This window comes from Streptomyces sp. NPDC031474 (assembly GCF_055581185.1).
This window is the reverse complement of record NZ_JBVIJX010000002.1, coordinates 138,802-156,167: the sequence shown is the minus strand read 5'-3', so window position 1 is coordinate 156,167 and position 17,366 is coordinate 138,802. Positions and strand designations below refer to the sequence as shown.

Annotated in this window: 4 protein-coding genes; 2 read left to right on the top strand and 2 right to left on the bottom strand. The window is 74.2% G+C overall.

Annotation, left to right across the window (positions count from 1 at the left end):
- Window positions 1-31: 31 nt before the first annotated feature.
- Window positions 32-4,609: a beta-ketoacyl synthase N-terminal-like domain-containing protein gene (locus ACZ5SK_RS03695; RefSeq protein ID WP_468575269.1), complete on the bottom strand. Its 4,578-nt coding sequence runs from the start codon at window positions 4,607-4,609 to the stop codon at window positions 32-34.
- The gene (gene fabD / locus ACZ5SK_RS03690) at window positions 4,606-11,850 is read right to left on the bottom strand and encodes an ACP S-malonyltransferase (protein WP_334582875.1); all 7,245 of its coding nucleotides are present in this window, start codon (window positions 11,848-11,850) and stop codon (window positions 4,606-4,608) included. Before fabD ends, ACZ5SK_RS03695 begins: the two co-directional genes overlap by 4 nt.
- 305 nt (window positions 11,851-12,155) lie before the next feature.
- Between fabD and ACZ5SK_RS03685 the strand changes: the two genes are divergently transcribed.
- Both ACZ5SK_RS03685 and ACZ5SK_RS03680 read left to right on the top strand, forming a co-directional pair.
- The gene (locus ACZ5SK_RS03685) at window positions 12,156-13,787 is read left to right on the top strand and encodes a PfaD family polyunsaturated fatty acid/polyketide biosynthesis protein (protein ID WP_334582876.1); all 1,632 of its coding nucleotides are present in this window, start codon (window positions 12,156-12,158) and stop codon (window positions 13,785-13,787) included.
- 38 nt (window positions 13,788-13,825) lie between these two features.
- Window positions 13,826-17,366, top strand: a 3,541-nt coding sequence (locus ACZ5SK_RS03680; RefSeq protein WP_468575267.1) for a type I polyketide synthase, incomplete at its 3' end; no start/stop codon positions are given.

The window sequence follows — 17,366 nt, the reverse complement described above, 5'->3', positions numbered from 1 at the left end:
CCGGCGTTGTCGGGGGTCGTGTGGGCAGGCGTCAGCGGATCCGTTCCGTGATGAGCCTCAGGACCCCGTCGAGGGCCTGGTCGGGATGGCAGAAATAGTGATCGCCGGAGAGGACCTCCAGTCGGAAGCGCCCTTCGGTCACCCGCTCCCAGGCGCGCATGTCGTCCTCCGCCACCATCGGGTCGCCCTTCCCGTGCAATGCCGTGACGGGCACCCGCAACGGGGACTCGTCCGGATCGTGCCGATAGGTGTGGACGAGCCGAAGGTCCGCGAAGAGGGCCTGCTCCGCCGCCGTGCACAGGCCGGCGGCGACGTCCTCCCCGAGCCGACCGGCGAGGGCGCTGCGGAACTCCTCTGGGCGAGCGCGCAGTTGGCGCAGCAGCTCCGCCGAGGTGGGCAGATCCGGCAGCCCCAGCTCCTGGCAGGCGCCGATGATCCGGCTCAGCAGCGGATTGGCGCCCCGTGACGGGCAGCTGAAGGCGGCGACGAACAGATGCCGCAGCCGGTCCCCGTGGGTGGGGGCGAGCCGCCGGGCGAGGCGGTACGCCAGCAGACCGCCGACGCTGTGCCCGTACAACGCGAACGGCCGGTCGGCATGGGCACGTACCACCCCTTCCAGCGCGTCGAGCATCTCGTCGACGTCCTCGATGCACTCCTCGTCGCGGCGGTTCTCCCGGCCCGGCAACTGCAACGGGCAGACGTCGATGTCGTCCGGCAGTGTGTCGGGCCAGGTCAGGAAGAGCGAGGCGCCGCGCCCGCCGTAGGGCAGGCAGAACAGCCGCACTCGCGCCGTGTCGGTCAGCCGGGCGTGGCGCAGCCACCGGGCGGGCTCGTGCGACACCGCCCGGCCGGGGCGCGGCGGCGCGTCTCCCGCCAGCAGCCCGGTGAGGGTGCCCACCAGATCGGCGGTCGTGCCGTGCAGCAGGCCGTCGAGCGGAGGTTCCACGCCCAGGTCGGTGCGCAGACGGCCGCGCAGTTCCAGTCCGCGCAGGGAGTCGACGCCAAGCTCGGCGAGCGGGCGGCCCGGGGGACGGCCGAGCGCGGCCGCGTCGTCGGGGACCTCCAGCAGGGTACGGAGATATGCGCCCAGGATGTGCGGCCGAAGCTCGCCGGAAGCCTTCAGGAAACGGTCGAGGACGTCCCTCCGCGCCGGGCTCCGCCCCTCCGGGGCGCCTTCGGCGGCGGCCTGCCACTGGGCGCGCCGGGCCGCGTCGATGCGCCGTACCGTGGCTCCGTCGCACTCGGCCACCAAGTGCCCGGCGTCGTCCCACAGCCGGTAGTCGGCGGTCAGCGTGTCGTCGGCGGGCTCGTCGGTGAGGGTGAAGCGCACCCACAGCGGGCCGCGATCCGGCCGCCGCCCCAGCAGGGCGAAGCGGCTGATACGGCTGGTGAGGAACACGTCTGCGGCGGCGAGCCGGTCTCCGGCGGCCAGGACGTACAGCTGGGCGCAGGCGTCGAACACGCCGGCCGGTACCGGCAGCACACCGCCGTGCCCGTCCGCTCCGCCGTCCCCGCCTGCCCCGGCGGGCTCCGGGGCCCTCAGCCGGGCGACAGCCTCACCCCCGCCGTACCAAGCCTCCTCGATCCACTCCACCGACGGGCCGAGCGCCAGGCCCCGGGCCCGCAGGTCCGCGTAGAACCGTGTGCCGTCGACATGTTCGGGCAGGCGGGCGAGGAACTCGTCCCGGCCTTCCGGCCCGCCCCAGGGGGTGGCCGGGTCCGTCCCGGACCCGCGGGCGCCGAGTCCGCCGCGCAGGTGCAGCGTCCAGTCCGCCTCCCCGTCGGCCAGGCTGTGCACGGTGCAGGAGCGCCCGCCACCGGACGACCGGGGGGAGAGCGTCAGCTGAACGGTCCGGGTCCGCCCGCCGGTGTGCAGTGCGTGCGTGAACTCCGCGTCGCGCAGTTCGTGTCCCGTCGCGCCGTCGAGTTCCGTCGCGGCCGCCGCGAGCATCTCCTGGTAGTAGCCCACGTGGAGGACGCCGCCCGTGTCCGCGAGCTGCGGCAGCACGGCCCGGCTGAGGGTGGTCCGGAACTGGGCGTGCTCCAGGGGCGAGGACAGCACACGCAGTGCGGTGGCCCCGCCCAGGCGGCGCGTCGCCGGGTCCTCGGCGGCCGCCGCTTGGGCGCGCGGTACCGGCGGCGCGTGCCGCCGCCGCTGGAACGGGTAGGCCGGCAGGTCCAGGCACACCGTGGGCTCCTCGCCGTGTACGACGGCCCAGTCGAGGTCCACACCGGCCCGGTAGGCCATGGCCAGTCCCTCCAGCAGTTCGCCCACCACGTCGCCCCGGTGCGCGATGCGCCACCACAGCCCCGTGAGCGGGGGCTCGGGAGACGATCCGCCGACGGCGATGAACAGGCCGTACTCCCTTTCCGCCAAGCCGGCAGCGGCGGCTGACGCCTCCTTCGCCGACCGCGACGCCGGGTCGCACCAGAACCCCGGATCCGCCAGGCGGTCCCCCGGCACCGTCTCCCCGCCGCCGTCACGCAGCAGCCGTACGGCCGGTGGCCGGCAGCGCACCGAGGCGGGCGCGGGCCCGCCGTGCCGGGCCGTCAGCAGCGCACCGGCCGCCGGGAGATCCAGTGCCTTTGCGACGACTGCGGCGGCCAGGTCACCCGCGTCGCCGGAGCCGCCCACGGCGGCGGCATGCACGCCCCGGTCCGCGAGCAGGCGGCTCAACGCGACCTGGAACGCCAGGGTCACCGCGTCGGCGGCGAGCGGGGTGAGGGCTTCGGCGGAGTTCGGCAGGCGGGCGGGGAAGGCGCCGCCCGGCAGCCGCAGCTGTTCGGCGCACTCGTCGAGGAGCGCGCCGAATCCGCCGTGGCTCACGCGCAGGGCCGTGGCCGCCGCCAGGGCCTGCCGGGGTGTGGCGTCCAGGAAGAGCCCGATGTGCCACGCACCCGGGACGGAGTCGGGGTACGGCGTGCCGCACCGGTCGGCCAGAGCGTCGAGGAGAGCGGCGAGGTCGGGGCCCTCGCTGTCGGTGACGAGCGCCGCCCGGTGGCGGAAGTGGCGGCGGTGGGCGCCGAGGGTGCGGGCCAGGTCCCCGAGCCGGACGCCCGGGTGGTCGCGCAGCCAGGCGGCCGTACGACGGGCCAGCGCCGCCAGCGCGGCGGGCGAGGCCGCGGACAGCGGTACCACGTGGGCCGCCGGTGGCGTGGCCCGCGAGCGCGCCGGTGACGGGGCCGGGGCCGGTACGGCCGTGTCGGCGCCCTCCAGGACCACGTGCGCGTTGGTCCCGCTGAAGCCGAACGAGCTGACGCCCGCGATCCTCGGCGTGCCGTCGGCCGGCCACGGCTCGGGCCGCCGGGGCAGGATCACGGGCAGCCGCTCCACGCCCAGCCGGGGGTTGGGTTCCCGAAGGTGCAGGTTGGCCGGTACCCGGCCGTGCCGGAGGACCAGCACCGTCTTGATCAGACCGGCGATGCCGGCCGCCGCCTCCAGATGGCCGATGTTGCTCTTCACCGCCCCGAGCCGCAGCGGCCGTGCCTCCGGCCGATCCGCGCACAGGACCTCCGCCGCCGCACCGACCTCGATCGGATCGCCGAGCGGTGTCCCGGTGCCGTGCGCCTCCAGATAGCCGACCGCGTCACCCGTCAGCCCGGCACCGGCCAGCGCACTGCGAAGCAGCGCCCGCTGGGCCCGGCCGTTGGGGACGGTGAGCCCCCCGGCGCCGCCGTCGTGGTTGACGGCCGACGCACGGATGACGGCGTGCACCGGGAGCCGGGCCGCGACCGCGTCCGGCAACCGCGTCAGCGCGACGGCGCCGCAGCCCTCCGCCCGCACGTACCCGTCGGCCGACGCGTCGAAGACCTGGCAGCGCCCGTGTGGGGAGAGCGCCTGCATCTCGTCGAGGACGACGAACACGTCCGGGGACAGCATCACGTTGACCCCGCAGGCGACCGCGGCGTCGCACTCGCCCCGGCGCAGGCTCTCCACGGCCAGATGCACCGCCACCAGCGACGAGGAGCAGGCGGTGTCCACGGCGAGCGCCGGACCGTGCAGCCCCAGGGCGTGCGCCACCCGGCCCGCCGCCATGCTGGGTGCGGCCCCGATCGCGGTGAACGCCCCGACGTGTTCGGGCCGCACCGGCACCCGCGCGTGGTCCGAACCGGAGACGCCCACGAACACGCCGACACGGCCGGAGCCGGGGCGGCCGGTGAGCAGCCCGGCCCTTTCCAGGGCCTCCCACACGGTCTCCAGCAGCAGCTTGTGCTGCGGGTCCATGGCCGCCGCCTCACCCTTGGACACCCCGAACAACGCGGCGTCGAAAGCGTCGACGTCCTCGTCGAGGAACCCGCCGCGAGCCGATCGGGCCGGGCCGGGCCGCCCGGCGGGGAACGGCCGGTCCGGCCACCGGCCGGCGGGCACCGGGCCCACGGCGTCCCGGCCGTCGTCCAGCAGCTTGAAGAACCGCTCCGGGGTGTCCGCGCCGCCGGGGAAACGGCAGGCCAGCCCGGTCACGGCGATCGGTTCGGCCCTGCGGGCGCGCTCCTGGGCCAGTTCGCCGCGCAGGGTGCGGATCGCGTGGAGCGAGCGTTCGAGCAGGTGGTCCGGTCCCGGGACCGGGCGGTACCGCTCCGGGCGGGGTGCGGCGGGGATGCTGCTCACAGGCCGAGTTCCTCCAGTACGCGGTGGAGTTCGCGGTGTACGTCGTCGGTGGTCCGGGCGCCGCGCGGCGGCAGGACGTCCAGCACCCGGCTGAGCCGGGCCGGGTCGGCGTGCAGGACGCCGAACTCGCTTTCCTCGCGGGCCAGGGCCCGGTCGAAGGCCGCGGTGCCCATGGGTGTCTCCAGCAGGGCCAGCCCCAGACGGCCCAGCAGCGCCTCCTCCGTCCCTGCGTCGGCCCTCATGCCGCCGTGCCTCCAGGACGGCCACACCACGGCGATGCTGCGGCCGTTGCGTTCGCCGGCCAGCCGCAGCCGCTCGCGGTGGCGGGCGAACGCGCACAGGAAGCGGTTGGCGTACGCGTAGTCGGTCTGCCCGGGGTTGCCGATCAACGCGGTGAGCGAGGAGAAGGCCATGAAGAAGGCCAGGTCGTCGTCGCGGGTGAGGTCATCGAGGTGCAGGGCGCCGAGCACCTTGCCGGACAGCACCGCGTCCAGCTCCCGGCCCGTCTTGTCGGCCAGCAGAGCGTCCTTGACACACCCCGCGGAGTGGAGCACGCCGTTGATCCCGCCGTGTCGGTCACGGACGCGTCCGATCAGACGGCGGGCGTCCCCTTCGTTGCCCACGTCCGCCCGCACATACTCCACGTCCGCACCGAGGTCGGCGATCCGCCGGACGGCCGCGGCCCGTTCGGGGCCCAGCTCGGAGCGTCCGCTGAGCACCAGCCGGGCGCCCGGAGCCCGGCGGGCCAGGTGCTCGGCGAAGAGCAGTCCGAGTCCGCCCGCCCCGCCGGTGACGACGTACACGCCGCCGTCGACGAGTCCCGGCGCGGACTCGGCGCCGTCGGCGCCCTCGGTGCCGTCATCGGGGGGCAGCTCACGCACGCGGCGCACACTGCGCAGAGCGCCCCGGTGGCGGACCTCGGCCTCCTGCCCGGAGGCGCGCAGTTCCGCCGTACAGGCACGAACGACGTCCTCGGGGTCCGGCCGCTCACCGTCGCGGTCCGCTTCGACCGCCACGGCCTGGTACAGCAGGCGGGGGTTCTCGTGGCGCAGCGAGCGGGCGAAGCCCGCCAGGGCCTCGGCCAGCGGGTCCGGCCGGTCGGTCGGATGGGCGTCCACCTGGAGCACCCGGACCGTCGTCTCCCGCGCCGTCGGCAGAAGGCCGCGGGCCAGCCGGAACAGGGAGCGGATACCGAGGTCGAGGCGGCGCCGCGGGTCGTGCCCGGCCGCGGCGGCCGTCCACAGATGGACGAAGGTGCGCGGGCGGGTGCCGTCCGCGCCGAGGCTGTCCAGCAGCCGGTCCCAGTCGTCGGTGTCGCCGGGCCGGACCCGGTAGTCCCCGGCGCCCGCGCGGGAGTACTTCGCACCCGGCCTGACGAGGACCACAGGTGCGTCGCAGCCGTGGGCGCGCAGCCGGTCCCCGAGCAGGCGGGCGACCGTGTCGTCGGTGTCCAGGACCACCGCGCCCGAGGACCAGACGTCGCCGAAGTCCTCCGGCCCTGGGTCTGCCGCCGGTTCCGGCTCCCAGTCGGCCGTGAAGTGCAGGGTCCGGTGGCACGGGGGCGGGTCGCTCTCCCCGGGGGCGGCGGGCACGTCGAGGTCGACCAGGGAGAGCAGACAGGTGGCCAGTTCGCTGATCGAAGGGTGGTCGAAGGCGACAGTGGCATACAGTTCGACGCCCAGTTCCTCCTCGATCCGGGTGCCGAGGCGGACGGCGAGGACCGAGTCCAGGCCGAGATCGAAGAAACCCGTGTCGGGGTCGGGCGGTTCTTCGGGGTCGCATTGGAGCAACCGGCCCAGTTCCGTGCGCAGGTGCCCGGTCAGCAGCGCGAGCCGCTCGCTCGGCGGCGCGGCACGCAGGGCGGTGCGCAGCCCGGTGCCCGCCCCCTCGTCGCTGTCGGCCGCCGCCTGCGGGGCGCTGTCCACGGATGTCCCGGTGCCGGTGCCGGTGCCGAGCCAGTAGCGGTGGCGGCTGAAGGGGTAGGTGGGCAGGGAGATACGGCGCGGGGACACGGCCTGCCCGTCGTGGAGGGCCGCCCAGTCCCAGTCGGTTCCGGTGGCCCAGGTACGGGCGAGTTCCTCGGCGTCCTGCCCGGCGGACGGCCGGTTCCGGGCACCGGACGGGGAGGGAGCCTGGCGCGGTACGACACCCGTATGGACGCGTTCCGTGTTCCGCCCGGCCAGGTGGGCGTCGAGCAGGGAGATCGCCTCGGTGGGCCGGGAGGCGGTGAAGGCGAGGCGGTGCGCCAGATGCACCCGCCCCGTCTGGAGGGTGTGGGCCGTGTCCAGCAGCAGCGCGGCACCGCCGTCGTCCGGCTCCGCGGACGAGACGGCGTCGGCCAGGAAACCGCGCAACCGTAGGGCGTACTCGCGCAAGTTGGCGGCCTCGGCCGCGGAGAGCAGCAGGACCTGTCGTCGCTCCGCCGCAGCGGGTCGAGGCACGTGTGGGGTCTCCTCCACGATCAGGTGCACATTCACCCCGCCGGCTCCGAAGGAGCTGACGCCGGCCCGGCGGGGACGGCCGCAGGACGGGGCCTCCCACGATGCGGTTTCGAGCTGCACCCGGAACGGGGTCTCCTCGAAGGGGATCTCCGGGTTGGTCCGCGCGGAGTGCAGCAGCGTGGGGGCCAGCCGGCGGTGCCGGAGCTGAAGCACGGTCTTGGTGAGCTGGGCGATCCCGGCCGCCGCCTCGGCATGCCCGATGAGGGACTTGACCGACCCGATGGCGCACGACTGCCGGGCGGTGACATCGGCGTACGCGTCGCACAGTCCGCGCAGCTCCACCGGGTCGCCGAGGGCGGTGCCGGTGCCGTGTGCCTCCAGAGCGTCGATGGTCGCGGCCTCGACGCCGGCGGAGCGCAGGGCCGCCCGGATCACCTCCGTCTGGGCCACCGGGTTGGGCACGCTGTAGCCGAACGTCCGGCCGTCACTGTTGACCGCGGAGCCCTTGATGACCGCGTGGACCGTGTCGCCGTCGCGCAGCGCCTGCCCAAGCGGCTTGAGCAGGACGGCGCCGACCGCCTCGGCGGGCACATAGCCGTCCCCGCCTTCCCCGAACGCCCGGCACCGGCCGTCGCTGGCCAGGAAGCCCGTCTCGGCGAGGGTCATGTACTTCGCGGGGTGCAGACTCAGGTTGACACCCCCGGCGATCGCGGCCGCGCACTCGCCGCGCCGGATGCTCTCGCAGGCCAGATGCACCGCGTACAGGGAGGAGGAGCAGGCGGTGTCGACCGTGAGACTGGGGCCGCCGAGGTTCATCAGATACGAGACGCGGTTGGCGATCGAAAAGGTCTGTGTCTCCACCGCCAGCCACTCACCGCGCTCCAGTGCCGCCGAGCCGAACAGCTGGTAGTTGTTGAACGTCACCCCCGCGAAGACTCCCACCGCGCCGCGCCGGTCGCCCGCAGCCGGGTCCGCCAGAGTGTCCGGCGTGTGACCGGCGTCCTCCACGCACTCCCAGGCGACCTCCAGGAACAGCCGCTGCTGGGGGTCGAGGTAGCGTGCCTGGAGCGGCGAGAAACGGAAGAACGGGGCGTCGAAGGCGTCGATGTCCTCCAGCCACCCGCCCCAGCGGGGCCAGGCGTCGCCGTACCGGTGCCGGGCCGCCTGCGCGTACTGCCGGAAACCGGGCCGGTCCAGCGGCATCTCGTCGACGCAGTCGCGTCCCTCTACGAGGTTCTGCCAGAACTCGGCGACGGACCTGGCGTGGGGGTAGCGGCCGCTCATCCCGATGACCGCGATGTCACCGGCACGGACCTCCTCGGGCGGGCGGGCGGCGGGTACCGCTTTGCCGGTCGGCGGCGCGGGGCTGGTCGGGGTCCGGCGGCCGGCGAGGTACGCGGACAGGCTGTGGACGTTCTTGTGGGTGAAGACGAGCGTGGCGGGCAGGTCCCCGTAGGTCCGCTCCAGCCGGACCCGGATCTGCTGCACCGCGAGGGAGTCCAGGCCGAGCCGGTCGAAGCCGGTGGACTCGTCGAGTTCGTCGGGCTGCCAGCCGAGCGTGTCGGTCAGGACCTGGATCAGGTGCCCGGCGATCCGCTCACGGTCGTGCTGGTGCCCTGCCGCGGTTTCGGCGCGGTTCGCAGGGGGTGCTTCGGCGGGCGCCGGCCCCGCCGTCGGGGCAGTGGACTTCGCCCGGGCGGGGCGGGGCCACAGGCTGCGTTCCGTGAAGGTGTAGGTGGGCAGGGGCAGTCGGCGGTGCGGTCCCGCCGGTGGCAGCAGGCTCCAGTCCAGCGCCGCGCCCGTGGTCCACAGCCTGGCAAGGCCGGCCAGGTCCGCACGCGCGGCCAGAGCGCGGACACGGGCCTCGTCGACGGCGGCGTCGTTGTCGTTGTCGACGGGGGACGGTGCCGTCGACACGGAAGCGTCCCCGGTCCACACGCCGTCCGCGTGGCCGTCGCGCAGGAAGCGTTCGAGACGAGCGCGCAGTCCGGCCGCGTCGGCCGCCGCCACAACGAGCCGGTGCTCCATGGGCCTGCGGCCCGTCCGCAGGGTGGCCACGAGATCGTCGAAGGAGTACTCGTCCGCCGGACGGTGCGCCAGCCAGTCCGACAGCTGCTCGGCCCTGGCCCGCAGGCCGTCCGCGTCCCGCGCCGACAGCGGCACCAGCCGATCGCCGGCGGCGTGCGGGGCCGCCGGGGCGCGCGGGGGCCGCCGGTCATCGAGGTACTCCTCGACGACCACGTGCGCGTTGGCGCCCCCGAAGCCGAACGAGCTGACGCCGGCCCGCCTGGGCAGCTCGCGTCCCCGCGCGTCCCTCGGTCGCTCCCACCGCTCGGTGCCGGTCACCAGCCGCAGAGGGCTGCCGTCGAGCCGCAGGAGCGGGTTCGGTGCCCGGAAATGGGCAAGAGGGAGCAGCGTGCCGTGGCGCATGGCCAGCAGCACGGTCACGAGCCCGGCCAGGCCGGCGGCGGGTTCCAGGTGCCCGATGTGAGTCTTCACGGCGCTCACGGCCAGATGCGGCCGCCGGGGCTCCGGGAGGCCCCAGTCGGCGTAGAGCCTGCCGAACGCCCTGCGCAGCCCCTCGATCTCGATCGGGTCGCCCAGCGCCGTGCCGGTGCCGTGCGCCTCGATCAGGCCGGCGGTCGACGGGTCGAGCCCCGCGGCCCGCCAGGCCGTGTCGATCACCTCGGCCTGGGCGTCCGGGTCGGGTGCCGTGAGGGAGACCGTCCGCCCGCTGTGGTTGACGGCGCTGCCGCGCAGCACGGCGTGGATGTGGTCGCCGTCGCGCTCTGCGTGGGACAGGGGCTTGATGAGGAGGGCCACCACGCCCTCGCCGCGCACATAGCCGTCGGCCCGTACGTCGAAGGTCTTGCACCGGCCGTCCGGGGAGAGCATGCCGGCCTTCGTCAGCGAGATGAACGCCCCCGGGCCCGCGATCACGTTGACCGCACCGACGAGTGCCTGGTCGCACTCGCGCTGCCGGATGCTGGACATCGCCCGGTGCAGGGCCGCCAGAGAGGACGAACAGGCGGTGTCGACGGACTCGCTCGGTCCGCTCAGGCCCATGAAGTGGGAGATCCGGTTGGCGAGCAGGGCGTGTGCGAGCCCCGTCACCAGATACGGCTCCCTGAGGGAGTCGGCGGCGGTGAGCACTTCGACGTAGTCGATGGCGGTCGCCCCGACGAAGACGCCGGTACGGCGCGCGGCCGGCCCGTCGAGACGGTGACCGGCGTCTTCCGCGGCCCGCCAGGCCGACTGGAGCAGCAGCCGCTGCTGAGGGTCCATCAGCTCGGCTTCCTGCGGTGAGATACCGAAGAACGCGCAGTCGAAGGCGTCGGGGGCGCGCAGGAACGCCCCCCAGGGCACGTGCGCGCAATCGTCGTCGCCGTGCCGCCCGTAGGGCGCGCGCCAGTCCCAGCGGGTCTCGGGGACACGGCGGATGACATCCTGACCGGCCATCAGGTTCCGCCAGAACTGGTCCAGGTCGTCGGCGCCGGGCAGCATCCCTCCCATGCCGACGACGGCGATGGGTTCGGGATGGGCCTGGGCCCTGTGCTCGGACACGACGGGGGCGGGCACAGGGCGTTCGGTGGGCGCGGGGCTCGGCGCCGGGGCCTCGGGACCGGCGGCGGACCGATGCGCCGCGTCGGCGTCCTCCTCGTCGTCCTCGGCGTACCGTGCCGCCAGCCGCTCGCCGTACGTGTCTACGAGGTGTGCGGCGAGATCGCGCACCGTGCGGTGCTGGAAGAGGACCGCCGGTGGCACGTCGAGTCCGAGTGCCTCGCACAGTTCGGCGCCGAGGTCGACCAGCGCGGCCAGGTCCATGCCGTGGGTCCCGAGGTCCTCGTCCGGCGCGGGCCCCGGACCGTCGGCGCGCAGTACTTCCCGCACCCGCACCCGCAGCTCCCGCTCCACCCGGGCGGCCAGCGGTCCGGCGGCGTTCGCGGGCCGCGCGGGCGCGGTGGCGCGGATGTCACGCACCATCGCGTCCAGGGCTTTGCCGACTCCGACCTGCCGGAAGTCCTCCACGCCCGCCGCGAGAAGGTAGCGGATGGACTGGGTCCACCGCACGGGCGACGAGAGCTGCCGCACCAGGTCGTCGGTCGGGTCGGGGCCGTGCGGCAGCGCCGTGACGTTCGAGACGACCGGGAAGCGCGGCGCGCTGAGCGCGGCCGACCGCACATGGGCGGCGAACTCCCGCTCCGCCTCGCGCATATAGCGGGAGTGGAAGGGGCCGCTGACGTCGAGCCGGGAGTACAGGCGGACACCGGCACGGCGGAAGGAGGACTCCGCGCGGGCCAGGCTCCGCGCGGGACCGGAGATGACGAACTGCGTCGGCGTGTTGTGGTTGGCGATGTCGAGGTCGTCCAGCCCGGCGTCCCGGAGTACCGCGGCGACCCGCTCCTCCTCCAGTCCCACCACGACGGACATGGCGCCCTCGGGGGCCCGGGACATCAGCTCGGCACGCCGGGCCACCAGACGCAGACCGGCGGCGAAGCCGAGAACGCCCGCCGCCTCCAGGGCGTTGTACTCGCCCAGACTGTGACCGGCGGCGAAATCCGGGGAACTTCCGTGCTCTTCCCGCCAGGCGCGGTGGGCGAGGGCGTTCACCACGTAGAGCGCGGGCTGGGTCCACCTGGTCTTCCCCAGCAGCCCGTCGGGGTCGTCCAGACAGAGCCGGTCGATCGCGTAACCCAGGACGTCACCGGCCTCGGCGGTCAGTTCCGGATACCGCCCGAAGAATTGCGCACCCATGCCGAGGCGCTGGGCCCCTTGCCCGGGGAAAAGGATTGCGATCACTTCACAGAAGGTACGCGGCCGGGCGTATACGCAGGCCAAGCGTGGGGGAATGTCACTGAGGGAGGTGAGGTGCGCTAACACCCATGGACACCATGCGGATTGTCATATGAGGCGACGATTCGGCAAGCGGGCCAGGTGGGTTCATCCGGTCGAGTGCTTGTCGCGAAGAATGATCAAAAACGGCCGAGGGGAACTCTAGGCTTTGAGGGGCCGCGCTTTTCTCCGCTGCTTCTCTCCGCTGCTTCTCTCTTTTAATTCCCTCTGCCTGCTTGATGACGATCCTGGAATGGTGGGGCATTCTCCACATGAGTACCGTGTCAGCGGACGATCCGGCGTATTCCCGGGACCGCCACAGCGCCGAGGAATCGGTCACCGGCCGGCCTTTCTCGCCCGAATCCGTGGCACGTCTGGCCCGGACACCCAGGATTCCCGTCACCCTGCTCAGCCGGCGTACCGACGGACGGCGCGGAACGCTGCCCTCGGCGGACGTCGCCCAGGGGCTCGCCGCAGGGATCGACGTCATCGGCGAGCTGCCGGGAATGTATCCGGAGTGGCTCGGCGACCGGTGCTTCACCTCCGCCCACGGGGTGCGTTATCCCTACGTCGCCGGGGAGATGGCCAACGGAATCTCCACCACCGCGATGGTGAAGGACATGGCCCGGTTCGGAATGCTCGGGTTCTTCGGTGCGGCCGGCCTGCCCCTGGAGCGGATCGAGGCCGCGACCGCCGCCCTGACCGGTGCGCTGAGGGACGACCAGCCCTGGGGCGTCAACCTCATCCACGCCCCGGGCGAACCCGCGTTGGAGGAGCGGACGGCGGACCTGCTGCTGGCCCGAAACGTCCGCCGGATCAGCGCCTCCGCCTTCATGGAACTGACCCCCGCCGTCGTCCGCTGCTCCGCCGCCGGACTGAGCACCGACCGGGCGGGACACGTCGTCCGCCGGACCCACCTCTTCGCGAAGGTCTCCCGCCCCGAGACCGCGGCCGCCTTCATGTCCCCCGCACCCTCTGCCCTGCTGACCGCGCTGGTCGAGCGCGGGCAGCTCAGCCACGAGGAGGCGGCGCTCGCCGCCCGGGTGCCCGTGGCTCAGGACATCACCGTCGAGGGCGACAGCGGCGGACACACCGACAACCGGCCGCTGATCTCCCTGCTGCCGCGTGTCCTGGCGCTGCGCGAGAGGATCCAGCAGCGGTACGACCAATCCGAGGCGGTCCGCGTGGGCGCGGCGGGCGGCCTCGGCACGCCGCAGTCGGTGGCGGCGGCCTTCGCCCTGGGAGCGGCCTACGTCGTCACCGGCTCGGTCAACCAGACCGCGCGGGAGGCCGGGATCTCCGACGAGGCCAAACACATGCTCGCCGCGGCCGACCTCACCGATGTGATCATGGCGCCCGCCGCCGACATGTTCGAACTCGGAGTCAAGGTCCAGGTCCTGCGCAGGGGCAGCATGTTCGGCGTGCGCGCGCTGAAGCTGTACGACCTGTACCGCACCTACGACAGCCTGGAGGCGCTGCCCGCCACCGAGCGCGCCGTACTCGAACGCGACATCCTGCGCGCCGGTGTGGCCGAGATCTGGGCCGAGACAGCACGCTTCTGGGGCGAGCGCGAACCCGGACAGCTGGAGCGTGCTGCGGCCGACCCCAAGCACCGTATGGCGCTGCTCTTCCGCTGGTACCTCGGCCGGTCCTCCGGCTGGGCCATCACCGGAGACACCCGGCGCAGCCTCGACTACCAGCTGTGGTGCGGACCCGCACTCGGCGCCTTCAACCACTGGGCGGCGGAGAGTTTCCTCGCTGATCCCGCCCAGCGCACGGTCGTGCAGATCGCCCGCAATCTCCTGGAAGGCGCCACCGTGCTGACCCGCGCACACCAACTGCGCGGCCTCGGGCTACCCGTGCCCGACAGCGCCTTCTCCTTCACTCCCAGGCCGCTGGCCTGAGCCGGTTCTGTCCGCTTTCTCACGGCAAGGCTCTCTCCATGCCCTCCTCAGGCACCGGGCCCGAACGCCTCGACATCGCCATCATCGGACTGTCCGCGCTGCTCCCCGGGGCGGCCGGTCCCGACGAGTTCTGGCGCAACGTGGTCACCGGCCGCGACCTGATGCGCGACGTACCCCCGACGCACTGGAACCCCGACGACCACCACGACCCCGATCCGGCCGTACAGGACAAGACCTACGCCCGGCGCGGCGCCTTCCTCGATCCGGTCGAGTTCGACCCGCTGGCGTTCGGCATCCCGCCCAACCAGATCGAGGCGACCGACACCACCCAACTGCTGTCCCTGCTGCTCGTCCGCCGACTGCTCGACGACATCGCCGACGGCGACCCCGCACGGCTGTCCGGCGACCGGACCGGCGTGGTGATCGGCACGAGTGTCCTGCCCCTGCTGGCCCAGATGGGCACCCGGCTCGGCCGTCCCGCCTGGCTGCGCGGCATGCGCGAGGCGGGCATCGACCCGGACACCGCCGAGCGCGCCGCCGACCTCATCTCCGGCCGGTTCACGCCCTGGCAGGAGGCCACCTTCCCCGGCCTGCTCAGCAACGTCGTGCCCGGTCGCATCGCCAACCGCTTCGACCTGCGCGGCCCCAACTACGCCGTCGACGCGGCCTGCGCGTCGGCCCTCGGGGCGCTGTCGGCGGCCGTCGGCGAACTCGCGCTCGGCCGCTGCGACATGGTGATCACCGGCGGGGTCGACACCTTCAACGACCCGCTGATGTACGTCTGTTTCAGCAAGACACCGGCGCTGTCCCGCACCGGCGACTGCCGTCCCTTCGCCGCCTCCGCCGACGGCACCATGCTCGGCGAGGGTCTGGTGCTGTTCGCGTTGAAGCGGCTGGCGGACGCCGAGGCGGACGGCGACCGGATCCACGCCGTGCTCCGCGGGATCGGCTCCTCCTCGGACGGCAAGGGCTCGGCCGTCTACGCCCCGGTCTCCACCGGACAGGCGCGGGCCCTGCGACGGGCCTACGAACAGGCGGGCTACGGCCCGGAAACCGTGGAACTGGTCGAAGGCCACGGCACCGGCACCCTCGCCGGGGACGCCGCGGAGTTCGGCGGGCTCGCCCAGGTCTTCGGGGAGGCCGGCCGTAAGGACACGGGGTGGTGCGCGCTCGGGTCGGTCAAGTCGCAGATCGGGCACACCAAAGCCGCCGCCGGGGCGGTCGGCCTGCTCAAGGCCGTCCTCGCCCTGCGCCACCGGACGTATCCGCCCACCATCAAAGTGGACCGCCCCAACCCCCAACTGCCCCTGGCCGGCAGCCCCTTCTACCTCAACACCGAACTACGGCCCTGGGTGCACGCCCCGGGCACGCCCCGCCGCGCGTCCGTCTCCAGTTTCGGCTTCGGCGGCAGCAACTTCCACGCCACGGTCGAGGAGTACGCGCCCGAGGACGGCCCGCGCAGCCCCGCGCCACGGGTGCGCACCGCACGGACGGAGCTGTTCCTGTGCTCCGCCCCGAGCGCCGCGGAGGTCGCCGACCGGCTCCGGACGGCCGCCGCGGCCACCGACGCCCCGGCCGCCCTCGCCCACCGGTCCCAGCGGGAGTTCCGGTCCGACGCTCCGTACCGCCTCATGGTGACCGCCCCGGACGGCGCCGAACTGCGCCGCAGGCTGCTGGCCGCCGCCGAACGCGTCTGCGCCGCACCCCGGCAGTCCTTCCACCTCCCCGACGGCACCCGCTACGCCTGCACCCCCGCGCGAACGGCGCCGACGGCCTTCCTCTTCTCCGGGCAGGGCAGCCAGTACGTGGGCATGGGCGCCGGCCTGGCACTGGACTGCCCCATCGCGATGGACACCTGGGACTCCCTCGCCGACTGGCGCCCCGAGGGAGCGGAACCACTGCACCGCGTGGTCTTCCCGCCGCCCGCGCACACCGAGCGGGAGCGGGACGCGCAGCGCGACCGGCTCACGGCCACCGAGTGGGCACAGCCCGCCCTCGCCGCCCAGTGCCTCGCCCAGCTGGCGGTCCTGGCCGAGACCGGCGTACGACCCGACTGCGCCGCCGGACACAGCTTCGGCGAACTGGTCGCCCTGCACACCGCCGGTGTCCTCACCGCGACGGAGCTGCTGTCCCTGGCCCGCTCCCGCGGCGAACTGCTCCGCGACGCGGCCACCGCCCCCGGCGGGATGACGGCCGTGCAGTGCGGCCACTCACAGGCCCGTGCGGTGCTCGACCGGCACCGGCTGCCCGAGGTGTGGCTCGCCAACGACAACGCCCCGGACCAGGTCGTCGTCTCCGGCACGCTCGACGGACTCGCCCGGGCGGAGCGGGCCTTCGGCGCCGCCGGGATCAGCGTGCGCCGACTGGTCACCGCCGGGGCCTTCCACACCCCGCTGGTGGCGACCGCCGTGCCGCGCTTTCGCGAGGTACTGGCACAGACCCCTCTGCGGGCGCCGCGGCTCGACGTGTACTCCAACGCCCGCGCCGACGTCTACCCGGCGGACACCGAGGTCATCGCGGACCGGCTGGCCGAACACCTGGTGTCGCCGGTGCGCTTCACCGAACAGATCGACGCCCTGTACGCCCGAGGAGTGCGCACGTTCGTGGAGATCGGGGCGGGCGGCGTGCTGACCGGCCTGGTCGGGCGGATCCTCGGCGACCGTGAGCACCTCGCCGTCTGTCTGGACCGGCCCGGCGAGAACGGCTTCACCACCCTCCAGACGGCGCTGGGAGCACTCGCCGTGCACGGCGTGCCGGTCGACTTCGGCCCGCTGTGGCGCGACGTCCGGCCGCCGGCCGACTCCCCTGCCGGACGCGAACAGAAACCGGAAAGGACCAAGAAGAGCATGACCGTGCAGATCACGGGGGCCAATTACCCCCCGCAGGCCCCGGCTGTCCCGGCGGTCCAGGCCGCCGCCCCGCCCGCGGCCTGGACCGACCCGATGAGGGAAGCGCAGCGGCGGCTGGCGGAGTCGACCGCCGCCCTCCAGCAGGCGGTCGCGGGTTGCCTGCAGGCGCTGGAGGCGGCAACGGCCGTCCAGTACGCCCTCCAGCAGGGGCAGCCCGGCACGGCCTGGACACCCCCACCGCCCGCCCCCGGTCCGTGGTCGCCCCCCGGCCCGCCCGCATGGATGCCGGGGCCCTCCGGGTGGGTGCCCGGCCCGTCCACGTGGACACCGTGGGCGCCCGCGCAGGCCTGGCCGCCCCCGCCCGTCACCACGCCCTGGCCCCCCGCTCCCGCGCAGGCTCCGGCACCCGTCACGTGGCCGCCACAGCCCGCCGATGTCGCCTGGTCGCAGGCGCCCGCTCCCGCCGCCCCACCGATGGGGTCCGTTCCGTCGGGGCCCGCTACCCCGGTGGCACCCGCCGTGGTGGCCGCCGTCCCCGCGGCCGCACCCGAGACCATGCGCCCGGCGCCCGTGGCCTGGTCGCAGGCGCCCGCTCCCGCCGCCCCACCGACGGGGTCCGTCTCCCCCGGGCCCACTACCCCGGTGGCACCCGCCGTGGTGGCCGCCGTCCCCGCGGCCGCACCCGAGACCATGCGCCCGGCGCCCGTGGCCTGGTCGCAGGCGCCCGCTG